Here is a 15774-nt window from a genome sequence, read left to right as displayed (position 1 = left end):
CCCACCGGTTACCGGCAGTCCGGACTGCCGTGATGACCGGGCCCGGCGCCGGGCGTTCCGGGTGTGCGGCGCAGCTGGTGCACGACCACCAGCGGGATGACGCCGAGCGGGTACCGGAGCAGGTCGGCGGGATCGAAGGCGGCGCCGAGGATCATGCGGGCCGCCAGGCTCTCCGCGGAGAGGGCGGCCGGGATGCCGGTGAGCTGGCCGAGTTCCACGCCCCAGCACCAGGTCAGGGTAATCGCGCCGGCCTTGACCGGGGAGAGGCGTGGCGCCAGGAACAGCACACCGGCGTAGACCATCGAGGCGTAGAGGGCCGTCCCGGAGGACTGCTCCAGCCATCCGCCGATCGGCGCCACCGCCCGGATCGCCAGGGCGACGGTCACGACCGCGGCGGCGGCCCCGAGCATCGCCAGCCGGAACCGCGCATGGCTGATCGACATGCCGCGATCGTAGGGCGGCCCGGCCACCACCGACTGGTGGACCGGCTCAGCCGGCTACGGCCGGGAGCGAAGCGACCTGGGCCGCACCCCGTTCATCCGCGCCGCCGTCTCGATCACGAGTCTCGCCGACTCCGGCAACCGACGTGCTTACGGGCCGTATCGGGGATCATCCTGATGCGGCCCTCCGCACGGTCTCCTAGCGTCGAAGACATGAAGCGTTTCGGATTCGGCCTGCTCAGGGTGCTCGGCGTGCTCCTCGCGATGTACCTCGTCGTGCGTGCGGTGGCCGAGCCGTTCGTCATTGACATGACCGACCCGTCCACCTACCGCGACGACTGGGGCGGCCCGAGCCTGGCCGGAGTGCTGGCCGTTCACTGCGGGCCGGGAGTGCTGGCCGCCATGTTCCTTTACGGGCAGGTGGTGCGGCGGATCACCGGGCGGGAGCTCCGAGCGTCTCCAGAATCCGTTCCAGGTGGAAGGTCCGCTTGATCTGAGCGGTCACCTCGGCGCCGAGCACGCCGGCCTCCGGATCGTAGGTGGCGCCACCGGCCGGCCCGAGCGGCAGCACGATGGCGTCGTCAGCCGGCCGGTAACGGGAGAGACCCGGGCCGCCCTCGATCACGGAGCGGATGTTGGCGGCCGCCACTTCCGCCTGCTGCATGGCGTTGCGTGCCATCTTCAGCTCCGGAACGGCGGTGACGTCACCCACCGCGAAGACCCGCTCGTGCCCGGTCAGCCGCAGGTTCCCGGTCACCGCGAGGCGGCCGTCCGGCTCACGTTCGGCAGCCAGGCCGGAGCCCAGGTAGGTGGTGTCCACCCCGGTGCCGAAGCAGGGGAACCAGAGATCCGCGGCGAGCACCTGCCCGTCATCGGTGGTGACGGTGAACGGGCGCAGCTCTCCCGGGCCCGGCTGCGGCAGGGCGCGCAGCGAGGCGCCGAGCAGCAGCCGGACGCCCATGGCGCCGAGCTGCTCACGGAGCTCCTGCCGGAACTCACCGGAGAACCGGCCACCCAACAGGTCGGCGGCCGGGTCGACCAGGGTCACCGCGGTGCCCGGCCACTCCGCCTTGATCTCCCCGGCCAGTTCCAGGCCGATCGGGCCGGCCCCGAGCAGCAGCACGTGCGACGCCCGGGTCAGGGTGTCGCGCACGGCCCGCATCCGGGCCGCGCCGGCGGCCCGGCCGGTGTCCTCCAACTGAGCCGGGAACGGGGCCGTCGACCCGGTCGCCAGCACGACGAAGTCGGCCGGCAGCACCGTACCCGAGGTGAGCTCCACCTCGTCCGCCGATACCCGGACGGCCCGCTCCTGCCACACCTTCCCGTGGCGCAGCAGGTCGTCGTACGGAATGAACATCCGCTCGGTCCACTCCGGACTGACCGCCGCGCGCAGGGCGGCGACGTTGTGCACGAAGGTCTCGCGCGGTTCGACCAGGGTGACGTGGGCGATGTCGTCGAGTGCCCGCGCCACCGTGATGCCGCCGTATCCACCGCCGACCACCACGACGTTCGCTGTCATGTCATCCGCCTCTCTGAAAGTCGATCGCCATCGACTCTGGTCCGGCCGGGCGGCGGCCGGGGAGACCTTGCTGAGGGTGGTAGCGGCGGGGCCACCCTCGGACCACTCGGCCTTGTTACGGTCGGTGGGTGAGCGACAACGAACTCGGCCTCTTCCTGCGGACCCGCCGTGAGGCGCTCACTCCGGCGGAGGCGGGGCTGCCGGCGGGGACGCGACGGCGCACTCCCGGTCTGCGCCGCGCCGAGGTCGCCATGCTCGCCGGCGTCAGCGTGGAATATCTGATCCGGCTGGAGCAGGGACGTGACCGCCGGCCCTCGGCGCAGGTGCTGTCCGCGCTCGCCGGGGTGCTGCACCTCACCCCGTCCGAGCGGGTTCACCTGCACCGGCTGGTCAAGTCGGCCGACAGCGGGTTCCTCTGCCGTGGCGACGCCGGCCCGGGCCGGGAGGTGCGTCCGCCGGTCCGGGCTCTGCTCGATCACCTCGAGCCGGCCGCGGCCGTGCTGATCAATCAGCTCAGCGACGTGCTGGCGTGGACCTCCGGGTTCGACCGGCTCGCCCGGCCGGTCGGGCTGCTCGACGGCACGCCGCCCAACCTGGCGCGATATGTCTTCACCGACTCCCGGGCCCGATCGGCGTTCCCCGACTGGCGGCATGTGGCGGACGAGCAGGTCGCCGGGCTGAAGCAGGGGCCGTTCCGAGCCGATCCGCACCTCGCCGCGCTGGCCGACGAGCTCACCCTGCTGGCGGGCGAGGAGTTCTCCGACCGGGTGGGCAGCGTTCCCGGGCTGGCCCGTGCGGCCGGGACGCTGCGGATGGCGCATCCGGAGGCGGGGGCGCTGCGGCTGTCGTACGAGACGCTCGATCTGTCCGCCGACGACGACCAGCGCCTGATGGTCTACCTGCCGGCCGACGAGACGACGACCGCCGCGCTGCACCGCCTCACCGAGCCGCTACGCCTGATCAGGGCCGGCTGAAATAGGGCCGGCTAAGACAGGCCCGGCAGAGACGCCGTCCACTGCAGACACTGCGGCCGAGCCGGGTGAGGTGGCTGGCCGATCGGCGACGTGAGCGATAGAAACACGTCATGAAACAGGGCGATGAGGCGAGGGTGACGGTACGGGACGTCGCCGCCCGGACCGGCCTCTCCATCGCGACGGTGTCCCGGGTGCTCAACGGCCGGGCCAATGTCGCCCCGCACACCCGGGAACGGGTGCTGGCCGTGATGGGGGAGCTGGGCCGGCAGGCGCCGCGGCGGCGCGGAAAGCGGGCCACCGGCGTTTTCGTCCGCTGTCCCTACCTGCTGACCGACTACTTCGGACTGATCGTCTCCGCGGTCGCCGAGGCGTGTGAGTCGCACGGCCTCCAGGTGATCCTCAACGCGGGCGTGGCCGCCCAGCAGGACCACGTGCTCACCACGCTGACCGGGCGGCGGGACGTGGCCGGCGCGGTGCTGATCCTGCCGCCGGAACCGGGCGCCGAGCTGGTCCGCCTGCGGGATCGCGGATTCCCGTTCGTGGTGGTCGATCCGCGTACCGCGCCGCCCCGGAACCTGGCGGCGGTATCCGCGGCGCACTTCGCCGGAGCCCGCCGGCTCACCGTCCACCTGATCGGCCTGGGGCACCGGCGGATCGGCATCATCGGCGGTCCGCGCGATTGGCTGGCCAGTGAGAACAGGTTCGCCGGGTACCTCTCACCGCTGGCGGACGCGGGCGTGCTGCCCGCGCCGGAGCTGATCCGGTTCGTCGCCGAGCCGACCACCGAGCTGGGGCGCCGGGCGGCCGGCGAGCTGCTGGACCTGCCGGAGCGGCCGACCGCGCTGGTCGCCTTCAACGACAAGATGGCGATCGGGGCGCTGCGCGCGGCCGCCGAGCGGGACCTGCGGGTGCCCGGCGACCTGTCGGTGGCCGGATTCGACGACATCGAGCTGGGGCAGGCGTGCCGGCCGATGCTGACCACGGTCCGGCAGCCGCTCGGCGAGATGGGCCGGATGGCGGTGCATCTGCTGCTGCGGATGCTCGGCGGGCACCGGCTGGACGCCTTGCACGTGGAACTCGCTACCGAGTTGGTGGTCCGCGAGTCGACCGGGCCGGTTCCTGACGTGTTTCACGGTTCCGGAACCGGAACACGGCATTCCGGAACCCGACCTCATTGACCCATTCGAATTAACAAAGGTTTCCTTCCTGTTACATCCCCCGTGTAGCAGGAGTCCTCATGAAGAGAAGCGGCTTGTTGCTCGCCGCCATGGTCGGTGCCACATTCCTGAGCACCCCGGCCCACGCCGCAGGCGAGACCGTCGACGTCCACCTCACCACCACCTCGGACACCGGCGGCCGGGTGGTGACCCGCGGCCTGCAGCGGCAGGCCGCCATCGCCTTCGGCCCGGCCGGCGGCACCGCGAACCAGACCATCACCGTCGACGAGGGCACCACCTATCAGACCTTCGAGGGCGGCGGCGCGTCGATCACCGACACCACCGCCCACCTGCTGCGCGGCGGCCCGGTCAGCGCCGCCACCCGGGACGAGGTGATGACCCGGCTGTTCAGCCCCACCGGCGGCATCGGCCTCTCCTTCGTCCGTAACCCGATCGGCGCCTCCGACCTCTCCCGGCCCGGCCACGTCTCGCTCGACGACACCTGCTGCGACCTGGGCGATTTCAACGCCAACGGGTACGACACGAACGTCCGCCTGCTCACGCGACAGGCTCGTTCCCTGAACCCGGCGCTGCGCGTGAAAGGCGTGCCGTGGAGCGCCCCCGGCTGGATGAAGGACAACGGCCGGATGGACCAGATGGGCTGGCTCAAGTGGGAGCATTACTCCACGTATGCCCAGTACCTGGTCAAGTACGTGCAGAGCTACCAGGCCGCGGGCGTGCCGATCAACTACATCTCGGTGCAGAACGAACCGAACTGCTGTCAGGCGGCGAACCCGGCCGCCATGAACTACCCGGGCATGAGCTGGAACCCGTCCGGCCTGGTCGAGTTCACCAAGAACCACGTCTACCCGGCGTTCCGGGCGGCCGGGATCACCACGAAGGTGCTGATCCACGACTGGAACTACGGCGACTACGCGAACTTCGGTGCGGCCATCCTCGGCGACGCCGGTGTCCGCAACGATCCGCTGTTCGGCGGCATCGCCTGGCACGGGTACTTCGGTGACCCGGTGGTCGGCGCCCAGGTCCACGACGCCTACCCGTCGGTCAGGCAGTTCAGCACCGAGCACTCCGGCGGCACCTGGATCGCCAACCAGCACAACGAGGACCTGGCCGACATCGTCAACTACGCCCGGAACCACAGCAGCAGCCTGGTCAAGTGGAGCCTGGCGCTCAACCAGAACATGGGCCCGCACAACGGCGGCTGCGGCACCTGCACCGGGCTGATCACCGTGCAGGAGGGCGGCAGCCGGGCCGGGCAGGTCGACTACACCGTCGAGTACTACACGACCGGGCACCTCACCAAGTTCGTCAAGCCGGGCGCGGTGCGGATCGCCTCCAACAACACCGCCGTGCAGAACGTCGCCTGGCGCAATCCGGACGGTTCCAAGGCCCTGATCGCGCACAACGGTGGCAGCGGCGGTCAGTCGGTGCGGGTCGACTGGAGCGGACAGTCCTTCGTGTACACGCTCCCCGCCCGTACCACCGCGACCTTCACCTGGTCGGGAACCGGAAGCCCGCAGCCCACCGGAACCGTCGCCGGCCTCGCCGGGAAGTGCGCCGACGTGGCCGGCGCCGGTACCGCCAACGGGACCGCCGTGCAGCTCTACACGTGCAACGGCACCGCCGCGCAGCAGTGGACCCGGCCGGGAGACGGCACGCTGCGGTCGCTCGGCAAGTGCCTCGACATCAGCGGCCCGAGCAACGCCGACGGCACGGTCGCGCACCTCTGGGACTGCCACGCGGGCAGCTCGCAGCGGTGGACGCCGGACAGCTCACAACGGCTGGTCAACGCGTACTCCGGTAAGTGCCTCGACGTGTCCGGCAACAACTCCGCGGACGGCACGCGCCTGCAGATCTGGACCTGCGGAGCCGGCGCTGCCCAGAGGTGGACGCTCACGTAGATCCGGCCACAGCGCTCGCGGCGGGCGGGGCGCCGGCCTCGCCCGCTCACACGGGGGAAAGCGCGACGGCGGCGGCCAGGCCGCCGCCGTCAGGTTCACGGCTCGGGGAGGGTGCGCCGAGCTCTCAGGACTCGATGGCCGGTGGGCGGCGTTGCGCCGGGATCACGACGGTCGGCTCGGTCGGCAGCCGCAGCGGCTCGGTCTCCTGCTCGGGCGGCGTCACCGGTTCGCCCGGCACGGTGGGTTCGTCGGCCGCGGCCGACGGCCCGGCTTTCGCCGGAAGGAGAAGAGGCCGGGTCGGATCGGCGTCGGCGACCGATGCCTGGGTACGGTCCTCGCGCGGCCCGGCCAGAACGAAGGTGTCCTCGTCCTTCTCGACGGGAGAAACCGGCTCGACGGAAGCGGCCGGCTCGGGTGCGGCTGCCACGGGTGCGGCCGGCTCAGGAGCGGCTGCCACGGGAGCGGCCGGTTCGGGAGCGGCCGGGGTGACGGCCTCGGGCTTCCCCGCCGTGGCCGCCTTGTCGGACACGATCGCGAGGACCGTGGTCGGCTCGGACCCCGGGGCCGGCTTCGACGCCGACGGCGGAGCGAGCACCGTGACCGGCTCGGGCTCGGGGGCCGGTTTCGGGGCGGCCGGCGGGATCCGGGGCGCGGTCGGCTCGGACTCGGCGGCCGGGGCCGGCCGGAGGGGCGCCGGGGCCGGCGAAGGCGCCGCGGGCGGCTGGACCACGAACACCGTGCGGTCGTTGTCGGCCACGACGGCCGTGCGGTTGTTGTCGGCCACGACCATGGTCGGTTCCGCGCTCGCGATGACGGCCGTCCGGTCGGAGCCCGCACCGGCGTGGAAGGCGATCGTGCGATCCGAGCCCCCGTTGAAGGCGACCGTGCGGTCCGCGTCGACGGTGGCGGGCATGCCCGGCGCACCGGTGCGGATCACCGTGGTCTGCTCGGCGGCGACCGGCGTGCCGACCACTTTCGCCGCGCCCCGGAACCGGCCGATCTCACCGATGATCGGCAGCACCGGAGGCTCGTAACGGGCCCAGCGCCGAGCGCTCAGCGCTGTCCCGAGCAGGGGGATCGCGAGCACGGCGGCCAGGCCGTACCCGGGCCGGCTCAGGTCGAAGTTCTCTTTCGCGATCTCCGGAGCCCAGAGCGACGCGTACGCCTGCGGCGAGTTCCACGCCCAGAAGGTCACACCGAGATAGACGGCGCCGGCCAGCACCGGACCGACCGGGGAGACCGGTGCGAAGGTGAGGATCGCGAACAGGATGCCGCCGAAGAGCAGGAGCAGCAGGCCACTGAACGACTCGGGAGCGAACAACTCGCGGCCGCGACTGCTCAGGTCGCGGGTGAAGCCGACGCCGCAGAGCACCCAGATGGAGGGGCCCAGCACGAGTGCGTAGAAGATCGACCTGACGTGGCGCATGGTCCGGCACGGTACCTGGCCCCGGCAACAGCCGCGAACGCCGTCGTACCGTATCGATCATGGAAGAACAACACCCTGGCCGGTCCACCGCGCTGTCGCGTGTCACCCTCAGCCGGATCATGACCGCGGTCGACGTGAATCTGTACGGGACCGTGCACGGCGGCGTCCTGATGAAGTTCGTCGACGACGTGGCCGGAGCCGCCGCGGCCCGGCACAGCGGGGGCACCGCGGTGACCGCCGCGATCGACGAGATCGTCTTTCTGGAGCCGGTCCGGGTGGGTGACCTGGTGCACGCGTACGCGCAGGTCAATTGGACCGGCACCAGCTCGATGGAGGTCGGCGTGAAGCTGGCCGCGGAGCGCTGGGACGCGGTCGGCCCGGCGCCCACCCCGGTGGCGACCGCCTACCTGGTGTTCGTGGCCGTGGACGTGGCCGGCAACCCGCGCCGGGTGCCGCCGGTGCTGCCCGAGGGCGACGAGGACAAGCGGCGGTTCACCGAGGCGATGATCCGCCGTGACCACCGCCTGGCCCGCCGCGCGGCGATCCTGAAGGCCCGAGCGGAACATCACACGGCGGCCGGATGACGCGCCGTTAAGGTGTGGTGATGACGACAGGTGTGGTGACGGCGGGCACAGTGCTGTGGGAGCCGCCGGCGGACATCCGGGACACCTCCCGGGTCGGGCGCTATCTGGCGTGGCTGGAGTCCGAGCGAGGGCTCTCGTTCGCCGACTACGCGGCGCTGTGGGAGTGGTCCGTCACCGATCTGACCGCCTTCTGGCAGTCCATCTGGGACTACTTCGGGGTGGTGGCGCACGAGCCGGCGACGGCTGTGCTGGCCGGCGACGCCATGCCGGGAGCGCGCTGGTTCCCCGGAGCGACGCTCAACTACGCCGAGAACGTGCTCCGGATGCCCGGCCTGGCCGATGACGAGACGGTCGTCCAGGCGTACTCGCAAAGTCGTCCGCCGGTCACCCTGACCGCCGGTGAGCTGCGGGACGAGGTCCGGAGGGTCCGTGCCGGGCTGAAAGCCCGCGGGGTGCGCAAAGGCGACCGCGTCGCCGCCTACGCGCCGAACATCCCGGAGACCTATGTGCTGATGCTGGCGACCGCCAGCCTCGGCGCGACCTTCTCGTCCTGCGCGCCGGAGTTCGGCGCCCGCAGCGTGATCGACCGCTGGAGCCAGATCGGGCCGAAGGTGCTGGTCGCGACGGACGGCTACCGGTACGGCGACAAGCCCGTCGACCGGCGCGCCGAGATCGCCGCGATCCGGGAGGCGATCGGTTCCATCGAGCACGTCATCACCATCGGATATCTCGACGGCGACGGCGGTGACTGGCACGAGCTGGGCGGCTCCCCGGGCGACGAGCCGCTGGAGTTCGAGCCGGTGCCGTTCGACCACCCGCTCTACGTGCTCTACAGCTCCGGCACGACCGGCCTGCCCAAGCCGATCGTCCACGGCCACGGCGGCATCCTGCTGGAACACCTCAAGATCCTCGCGCTGCACCACGACCTCGGGCCCGGCGACCGGTTCTTCTGGTTCACCACCACCGGCTGGATGATGTGGAACTACCTGGCCAGCGGCCCGGCCGTGGGAGCCGCGATCGTGCTCTTCGACGGCAACCCGGGCTGGCCCTCGATGGAGGCCCTGTGGGAGCTGGTCGACACTGCGGGGATCACCTATTTCGGCACGTCGGCGCCGTTCCTGATGGCCTGCCGCAAGGCCGGGCTCACCCCGCGCAAGCGGCTGAAGGGCCTCGGCTCGACCGGCGCGCCGCTGCCTCCCGAGGGCTGGGGCTGGGTCTACGAGGCGGTCGCCGATGACGTCCAGTTGCTCTCGCTCTCCGGTGGCACCGACGTGTGCACCGGTTTCGTCGGCGGGGTGCCGCTGCTGCCGGTCCGCGCCGGGGTGATCACCTGCCGCAGCCTCGGCGCCCGGGTGGAGGCCTACGATCCCGAGGGCAAGCCGGTCATCGGTGAGCTGGGCGAACTGGTGATCACCGCGCCGATGCCGAGCATGCCGGTCGGCTTCTGGAACGACCACGACGGCTCCCGGTACCGCGAGGCCTACTTCGACGTCTTCCCCGGTGTCTGGCGGCACGGCGACTGGATCACCATCGCCCCGGACGGCAGCTGCGTGATCACCGGCCGCTCCGACGCCACCCTCAACCGCGGCGGCGTACGGCTGGGGACGGCCGAGTTCTACTCGGTGGTCGAGGCGCTGCCGGAGATCGCCGACTCGCTCGTGGTGCACCTCGACAAGCCCGACGACCCGAACGGCGAACTGCTGCTCTTCGTCGTGCTCACCGAGGGCACCGAACTCGACGACGCCCTGCGCGGGCGCATCGCCCGGGAACTGCGCGGTTCGCTGTCGCCCCGGCACGTCCCCGACGCCGCCTATCAGGTCCGCGCTCTGCCGCGCACCCTCTCCGGCAAGAAGCTGGAGGTGCCGGTGAAACGGATCCTCACCGGCACCCCGGTGGAGTCGGCGGCGGCCAAGGGCGCCCTGGCCAACCCCGATTCCCTCAACGCTTTCGCCGACCTCGCCCGGGAACGGGCTACGCCAGGATCACGCTGACCTTCTCGGTGGAGGCCCGCGCCGCGGTCTTCGCCGTGTCCAGGTTGGCGCAGAGGACGATCGAGGCGCCGGCCACCAGCGGGGCCAGCAGCCAGTCGGCCGGATCCGGGTAACCGGCGGTGTCGATCAGCACCCGGGCTCCGGCGGTGATGCCGAGTTCGGCGGCCCGGCCGGCGGCCTCGGCGATGACGTCGTGATGGCTCAACTCGACCGGGCCGGCCAGGGCCCGGTCGGCGGGCGCGACCGGCTCGCCGCGGAAGTGGTCGCCGTGGTTGCGGACCTCGGCGACGTAGTCGATGTAGCCCGCGGGCGGGGTGCGCAGCGGCATGGCCAGAGGGAGCAGGCCGGTCGCGTACCGGTCGAGGGTGCGCCAGCCCGCGGCCGCCTCGACCCGGTCCGGGGTGGTGAACAGGGCCTCCACCGGCTGCGGGTCGCCGCCCAGGTCGGCGGCCAGGCCGGCGGCCGACACGCCGAGCAGCAGCGCCGCCGTCTGCCAGTGTGGCGGCAGCAGCAGGGCCACCGCGTCGCCGTGGCCCAGACCGACTCCGTCGACCAGCAGATTGGCGGTTTTCGCCACCCAGTTGTCCAGGGTCGTCCCGGACAGCTCGGTGCGGTCGCCGGTGGCATCGTCGTACCAGGTCAGCAGAGGCGCGGCCGGATCGCGCCGGACCGCCTCGGTGAACACCTGCGGGATCGTCGTCTTCATCGCCTCACACCATAGGCGGATCACACACAGTAGTTGCCGTGACAGGACCGCAACGATCGGCGGTGTCGCGGGCACGTGCTCGAAGTGTTCCAGGCGTACGCTCGACGGTGATGTACCAAACCGCAGCATCGGTCCGTCAGAGCCGCCAAGGAGATGCCTCGTGACCCCCGGTCGCCCCCCGCGAGTGCTCGTCGACGCCACTAGTGTCCCCGCCGATCGCGGCGGTGTGGGCAGATACGTCGATGGACTGCTCGGAGCCCTCGGGCAGTCGAGTCCCGATCGTGTCGACCTCGTCGTCGTTTCGCAGCGTTCAGATGCGGAGCGTTACCGCCGCATGCTTCCGAGTGCTGAAGTGATCCCCGGTCCGGCCGCGATCGTGCACCGGCCCGCCCGTCTCGCCTGGGAGCAGACGGGCCTGCCGCTGCTCGCTCAGCAGACCGGGGCGGACGTGCTGCACTCGCCGTTCTACACCTGCCCCCTACGGACCGGGTGCCCGGTCACCGTCACCGTTCACGATGCCACCTTCTTCACCGAGCCGGAGCACTACGAGCACACCAAGCGGACCTTCTTCCGCAGCGCGATCAAGACGTCGCTGCGCCGGGCCGCCCGGGTGATCGTGCCCAGCAAGGCCACCCGTGACGAGCTGATCCGGCTGCTCGACGCCGACCCGACCCGGATCGACGTGGCTTATCACGGTGTCGACCAGTCGGCCTTCCACGCGCCGGCCGAGGACGAGAAGGCCCGGGTCCGGGCCCGCCTCGGCCTGGGTGACGCCGGTTACGTCGCGTTCCTCGGCGCCAAGGAGCCGCGTAAGAACGTGCCCAACCTGATCCGCGGCTGGGCCCGCGCGGTCGCCGACTGGCCGCACCCGCCGGCCCTGGTCATCGCCGGTGGTCAGGGCCACGACGACGACATCGACCGGGCGGTCGCCGAGGTGCCACCGCACCTGCGGCTGCTGCGACCAGGCTATCTGCGATACACGGATCTGCCCGGTTTCCTCGGTGGCGCCCTGGTGGCCTGCTACCCGTCGTTCGGTGAGGGGTTCGGCCTGCCGATCCTGGAGGCGATGGCCTGCGGCACTCCGGTGCTGACCACGCCGCGGCTCTCCCTGCCCGAGGTCGGCGGTGACGCTGTCGCATATACGACGGAGGCGCCGGAACGGATCGCCGAGGACCTCGCCGACCTGCTCCACGACGAGGAGCGTCGCCGCACGTTGGCCAAGGCGGGCTTCGACCGGGCGAAGGAATTCACCTGGGAGTCGAGCGCCGAGGTTCATGTGGCTACGTGGAATCGGGTCTCGTCTTGATCGTCTATTAAACTTTCCCCGCATGAGCGACGAACAGGCTGTGCTGTACGGAGTGGTTCTGGCCGGGGGCACCGGAACCCGTCTCTGGCCCCTGTCCCGCGCCGGTCATCCCAAGTTTCTGCACCCTCTGACCGGCACCGAGGCCTCCTTGTTGCAGGCCACGGTTGACCGGCTGGACACTCTTACCTCCCCCGATCGGGTCTTCGTGGTGACCGGCGTGGCGCATGCCGCGGCAGTCTCCCGGCAACTCGCCGCGATGCCCGAGGAGAACGTGCTCGTCGAGCCGTCCCCCCGAGACTCGTGTGCGGCGATCGCCCTGGCGGCCGCGGTGATCGCCCGGCGCGATCCGGACGCGATCATGGGCTCCTTCGCGTCCGACCACCTGATCGCCGACAAGGAGGCTTTCGCCGACGTCATCCGGTCGGCCATGAAGGGTGCACAGCAGGGCCTGCTGATGACCCTGGGGATCACCCCGACCCGGCCCGAGACCGGTTACGGCTACCTCCAGTGCGGTGACGCGGTGGGCGACGGCCCGCTGATGAAGGTCGAGGAGTTCAAGGAGAAGCCGACGTACGACGTGGCCGAGGGCTACGTGAAGTCCGGCACCTATCTGTGGAACGCCGGCATGTTCGTCTGGCGGGCCGACGCCTTCCTGGCCGAGTTGCACCGCCAGCAGCCGCAGCTCGCGGCCGGGATCAACCGGATCGCCCAGGCGTGGGGGACGGCCGAGCAGGAAGAGGTCATGGGTGACGTCTGGCCGACGCTGCCGAAGATCTCGGTGGACTACGCGGTGATGGAGGGCGCGGCCGCGGTGGGCCGGGTCGGAACGGTGCCGGGCGACTTCGGCTGGAACGACGTCGGCGACTTCCACACCCTCGGTGAGGTCCTCACCGCGGACCAGGCCGGCAACGTGGTCGTGGGCCGCGGCGGCGCGCCGGAGCAGCTGCCCACCGTGCTGCTGCGGGAGACCCAGGGCCTCGTCGTCGTCCCGTCGTCGGGCCGCCTCGTCGCCGCCATGGGCGTGCGTGACCTGGTCATCGTCGACACTCCGGACGCCGTCCTGGTGTGCCCGCGTGAGCGCGCCCAAGAGGTCAAGCAGCTCGTGGACCACCTCAAGGAGCTCGGCCAGCACGGTTACATCTAGCGCCGGGAGGTTCCGGGGCCACGGCCCCGGAACCCGTCGGTCACGTCAGCCGGGCCAGAGCCGGCGCGATCTGCTGGATCGTGCCGGAGGCCAGCGGCGACGGCAGGGCGTCCCGGTGGAACCACGCCAGGTCCGACGACTCGTCGCTGATCCGCTCGACGCTGCCGGTCGGGGCCCGCAGCAGGAAACGCACGTCGTAATGGACCGACGGCTCGGCCGGAGCGCCGTCCTGAGCGCCGCAGCGGACCTCGTGGATGTCGATGTCGATCGGCGCCGGGTCGATGATCAGCCCCGGGATGCCGGACTCCTCGGTCGCCTCACGGAACGCGGCCGCCGCCAGGGTCTCGTCGCCTGCCTCGCAGTGGCCGCCCAGTTGCATCCAGAGACCCAGCCGGCCGTGCAGACAGAGCAGGACCCGGGCCGCGTCGTCGACGATCAGGGCGCTGGCGGTGACGTGGCCGAGCCGGTGCGCGCGGGTCATCGCGGCCGGCCCGTCGGCCAGCAGGTCGAGGGTCCGCTTACGGGCCCGCTCGGCGTCCTCCGAGGTGGCGGTCCAGGTGGAGAGCACGTCCACGGCGTTCTCGTACAGGGTGGTCATGCGGGTGCTCCGAGGGTGAGGGTGACGCCACCGTCGTCGAGGTCGGCGGTGCTGGCCAGGCCGGCGGCCGCGAGCGTGACGCGTACCCGATGGGTGTCGGCGCCGAGCCGCAGTAGGTCGGCCGGCGCCGGGCCGGCGGGGGTGAGGCGCAGCGTGCCGGGGCCGTACGAGGTGATGCCGGTGCCCGGTGTGAGCACGCCCGCGACCAGTTCCGTCGCGTGGCCGGAGGCCGTCGCGCCGGTCACCGGAACGTCGGCGAGGAGGGCCGCGTCGCGGAGGCCGAGTGCGCGGGCCTCGGCGGTGCCCAGGCTGAACATGTCGCTCTCGGCGTCCCGGATCAGCACCTTCGCCCCGGAGTCCGCGGGCCGGTAGGGATAGCCGCGGACGACCGCCACCGGGACGCCGTCGCACTTGCCCTTGACCAGCTCGGCGGCGGCGGCCAGTTCGTCCGCCACGGCCATTTGGGTGAGGCTCAGCTCGTTGCCGTAGGGGTCGACCTGCCCGCGGTGGTCGAGCAGCGCCTCGATGCCGGCCGCGCCGAGGGCCACGTCGGTCAGCCCGTTGCGCCAGGCCCGGCCCATCGTGTCGGAGACGATGATCGCCACGTCCAGGCCGCGGGCGAGCAGGTCGGCGCGGAGCCGCCGGGCCGACGCGTCGGGGTCTTCCGGGAGCAGCACCAGATGGGTCTTGTCGACGTTCGAGGCGTCGATGCCGGCGGCCGCCATCACGAAACCGTGGTGGGTCTGCACGATCGTGGTGGGGCCGCGGCGGGCCACCACCCGGGCGGTCTCACCGGCGAGCGTCCGCTGCCGGGCCTCCTCGCGCTCCGGGCCGTCGGCCGGGACCTCGACCAGTCGGCCCTCCGCCTTGGAGACGATCTTGCTGGTCACCACGAGGACGTCGCCGTCGGCGAGCCACGGGGCCGCGGCCGTGATCAGCAGCGCCAGGTCGTCGCCCGCGGTGATCTCCCCGATGCCGTGCACCGGAAGGATCTCCAGGCTCATCGGGCCAGCTCCAGCGCCTCGGCGACCATCCGGGCCGTGAGACTCTCGTCCTTCATCCACAGCGGCACCGCCCGGGTGCGCACACCCGGCACCTGAGCCTCGGCGTCCGAGGTGTCGACCAGCCAGCCGTCCAGCAGGCCGCCCTCGGCGCGGGGGCCGTACATCCGGCCCACGCCGGCCGCGCTCACCTCGACCTCCAGGGTGGCCAGGCACTTGTCGGCCATCCCGCGGACCGGCGAGCCGCCGATGATCGGCGAGACCCCCACCACGGGCGCCGAGCCGTTCGCCACGGCGTCCTTCAGCGCTGGTACGGCCAGCACGGGCGCGATGCTGACCACCGGATTGCTCGGGGCGACCAAAATCACATCGGCGGCCGCGATCGCGTCGAGCACGCCGGCGGCCGGTTTCGCGGCCTCGGCGCCACGGAAGACGAACCGGTGCGTCGGCAGGTCTCCCCGGTAACGCACCCACCACTCCTGGAAGTGGATCGCCTTGCGCTCGCCCTCGACGTCGACGACCACGTGGGTCTCCAGCCGGTCGTCGGTGGCCGGGAGCATGGTGATGCCCGGCTGCCAGCGCTCGCACAGGGCCCGGGTCACCGCGGACAGCGGATATCCGGCGTTCAGCATGGTGGTCCGCACCAGGTGGGTGGCGGTGTCCTTGTCGCCGAGCCCGAACCAGGACGGCTCCACGCCGTACTTCGCCAGCTCCTCCTTGACCACCCAGGTCTCACCGACCCGGCCCCAGCCACGCTCCGGGTCGGCGGCGCCGCCCAGGGTGTACATGACGCTGTCCAGGTCGGGACAGATCTGCAGGCCGTGCATGCGCACGTCGTCACCCACATTGACGATCGCCGTGACGTCGGCGCCGATGGCACGGGCATGAGCACGCACGCCGAGAAGGAAACGGGCACCGCCGATGCCCCCGGTCAGGACCACGATCCGCATTCCCTCATCCTCCCGCACCCGCGTCATCGCACCGGTCGGTGGGTCTGGCGTTTACT

The 15774-nt window shown here is 71.6% G+C and carries 15 protein-coding genes; 8 read left to right on the top strand and 7 right to left on the bottom strand.

Going from position 1 to position 15774, the window contains the following annotated elements; genetic code table 11:
• Positions 1-8 precede the first annotated feature (8 nt).
• Entirely contained in the window at positions 9-443 is a 435-nt protein-coding gene (locus QLQ12_RS06970; RefSeq protein WP_282757959.1) for a ribosomal maturation YjgA family protein, read from the bottom strand.
• A 210-nt stretch (positions 444-653) separates the two neighbouring features.
• On the opposite strand from QLQ12_RS06970, the gene QLQ12_RS06965 reads away from it, so the two are divergent.
• Positions 654-932, top strand: a complete 279-nt coding sequence (locus QLQ12_RS06965; protein WP_282757958.1) for a hypothetical protein — start codon at positions 654-656, stop codon at positions 930-932.
• On the opposite strand, the gene QLQ12_RS06960 is transcribed toward QLQ12_RS06965, so the two are convergent.
• A complete protein-coding gene (locus tag QLQ12_RS06960; protein ID WP_282757957.1) occupies positions 874-1959 on the bottom strand; it encodes an FAD-dependent oxidoreductase in 1086 nt (361 codons plus the stop codon). The genes QLQ12_RS06965 and QLQ12_RS06960 overlap by 59 nt on opposite strands.
• Before the next feature lie 128 nt (positions 1960-2087).
• Between QLQ12_RS06960 and QLQ12_RS06955 the strand changes: the two genes are divergently transcribed.
• The 3 genes from QLQ12_RS06955 to QLQ12_RS06945 all read left to right on the top strand — a co-directional run bounded on the left by QLQ12_RS06955 (position 2088) and on the right by QLQ12_RS06945 (position 6012).
• Positions 2088-2933 (top strand): helix-turn-helix domain-containing protein, encoded by an 846-nt coding sequence (locus QLQ12_RS06955; RefSeq protein ID WP_282757956.1) that lies wholly within the window; start codon positions 2088-2090, stop codon positions 2931-2933.
• A gap of 110 nt (positions 2934-3043) precedes the next feature.
• Complete coding sequence (locus QLQ12_RS06950) at positions 3044-4111, top strand: LacI family DNA-binding transcriptional regulator (RefSeq protein WP_282757955.1); 1068 nt, start codon at positions 3044-3046, stop codon at positions 4109-4111.
• Positions 4112-4170: 59 nt separating this feature from the next.
• Positions 4171-6012, top strand: coding sequence for an RICIN domain-containing protein (locus QLQ12_RS06945; RefSeq protein WP_282757953.1), 1842 nt, complete (start codon positions 4171-4173; stop codon positions 6010-6012).
• A 124-nt stretch (positions 6013-6136) separates the two neighbouring features.
• On the opposite strand, the gene QLQ12_RS06940 is transcribed toward QLQ12_RS06945, so the two are convergent.
• Complete coding sequence (locus QLQ12_RS06940; RefSeq protein WP_282757952.1) at positions 6137-7438, bottom strand: hypothetical protein; 1302 nt, start codon at positions 7436-7438, stop codon at positions 6137-6139.
• A gap of 59 nt (positions 7439-7497) precedes the next feature.
• On the opposite strand from QLQ12_RS06940, the gene QLQ12_RS06935 reads away from it, so the two are divergent.
• Both QLQ12_RS06935 and QLQ12_RS06930 read left to right on the top strand, forming a co-directional pair.
• On the top strand, positions 7498-8022 hold the full coding sequence (locus QLQ12_RS06935; RefSeq protein WP_282757951.1) for an acyl-CoA thioesterase: 525 nt from the start codon (positions 7498-7500) through the stop codon (positions 8020-8022).
• 20 nt (positions 8023-8042) lie between these two features.
• The gene (locus QLQ12_RS06930; RefSeq protein WP_282757949.1) at positions 8043-10013 is read left to right on the top strand and encodes an acetoacetate--CoA ligase; all 1971 of its coding nucleotides are present in this window, start codon (positions 8043-8045) and stop codon (positions 10011-10013) included.
• Here the strand turns inward: QLQ12_RS06930 and QLQ12_RS06925 are convergent.
• Entirely contained in the window at positions 9994-10719 is a 726-nt protein-coding gene (locus QLQ12_RS06925) for a TIGR03089 family protein (RefSeq protein WP_282757948.1), read from the bottom strand. The genes QLQ12_RS06930 and QLQ12_RS06925 overlap by 20 nt on opposite strands.
• Positions 10720-10879: 160 nt before the next feature.
• Here QLQ12_RS06925 and QLQ12_RS06920 point away from each other — a divergent pair, with 160 nt between their 5' ends.
• Together QLQ12_RS06920 and QLQ12_RS06915 are read left to right on the top strand one after the other, a co-directional pair.
• Complete coding sequence (locus QLQ12_RS06920; RefSeq protein ID WP_282757946.1) at positions 10880-12025, top strand: glycosyltransferase family 4 protein; 1146 nt, start codon at positions 10880-10882, stop codon at positions 12023-12025.
• Between the two features lie 40 nt (positions 12026-12065).
• Entirely contained in the window at positions 12066-13169 is a 1104-nt protein-coding gene (locus QLQ12_RS06915) for a mannose-1-phosphate guanylyltransferase (protein WP_282758483.1), read from the top strand.
• Between the two features lie 40 nt (positions 13170-13209).
• Here the strand turns inward: QLQ12_RS06915 and QLQ12_RS06910 are convergent, their stop codons facing one another.
• Genes QLQ12_RS06910 through cofD form a run of 3 tightly spaced genes read right to left on the bottom strand, consistent with a single transcriptional unit; the run spans position 13210 to position 15718 of the window.
• Positions 13210-13767, bottom strand: coding sequence for an NUDIX hydrolase (locus QLQ12_RS06910; protein WP_282757945.1), 558 nt, complete (start codon positions 13765-13767; stop codon positions 13210-13212).
• Positions 13764-14771 (bottom strand): coenzyme F420-0:L-glutamate ligase, encoded by a 1008-nt coding sequence (locus tag QLQ12_RS06905; RefSeq protein WP_282757944.1) that lies wholly within the window; start codon positions 14769-14771, stop codon positions 13764-13766. Before QLQ12_RS06905 ends, QLQ12_RS06910 begins: the two co-directional genes overlap by 4 nt.
• Entirely contained in the window at positions 14768-15718 is a 951-nt protein-coding gene (cofD, locus tag QLQ12_RS06900; protein WP_282757943.1) for a 2-phospho-L-lactate transferase, read from the bottom strand. The genes QLQ12_RS06905 and cofD overlap by 4 nt, the downstream gene beginning before the upstream one ends.
• Between the last annotated feature and the right edge of the window lie 56 nt (positions 15719-15774).

The organism is Actinoplanes sandaracinus, assembly GCF_030009775.1.
GTDB lineage: Bacteria > Actinomycetota > Actinomycetes > Mycobacteriales > Micromonosporaceae > Actinoplanes > Actinoplanes sandaracinus.
This window is presented reverse-complemented; position numbering and strand designations above follow the sequence as displayed.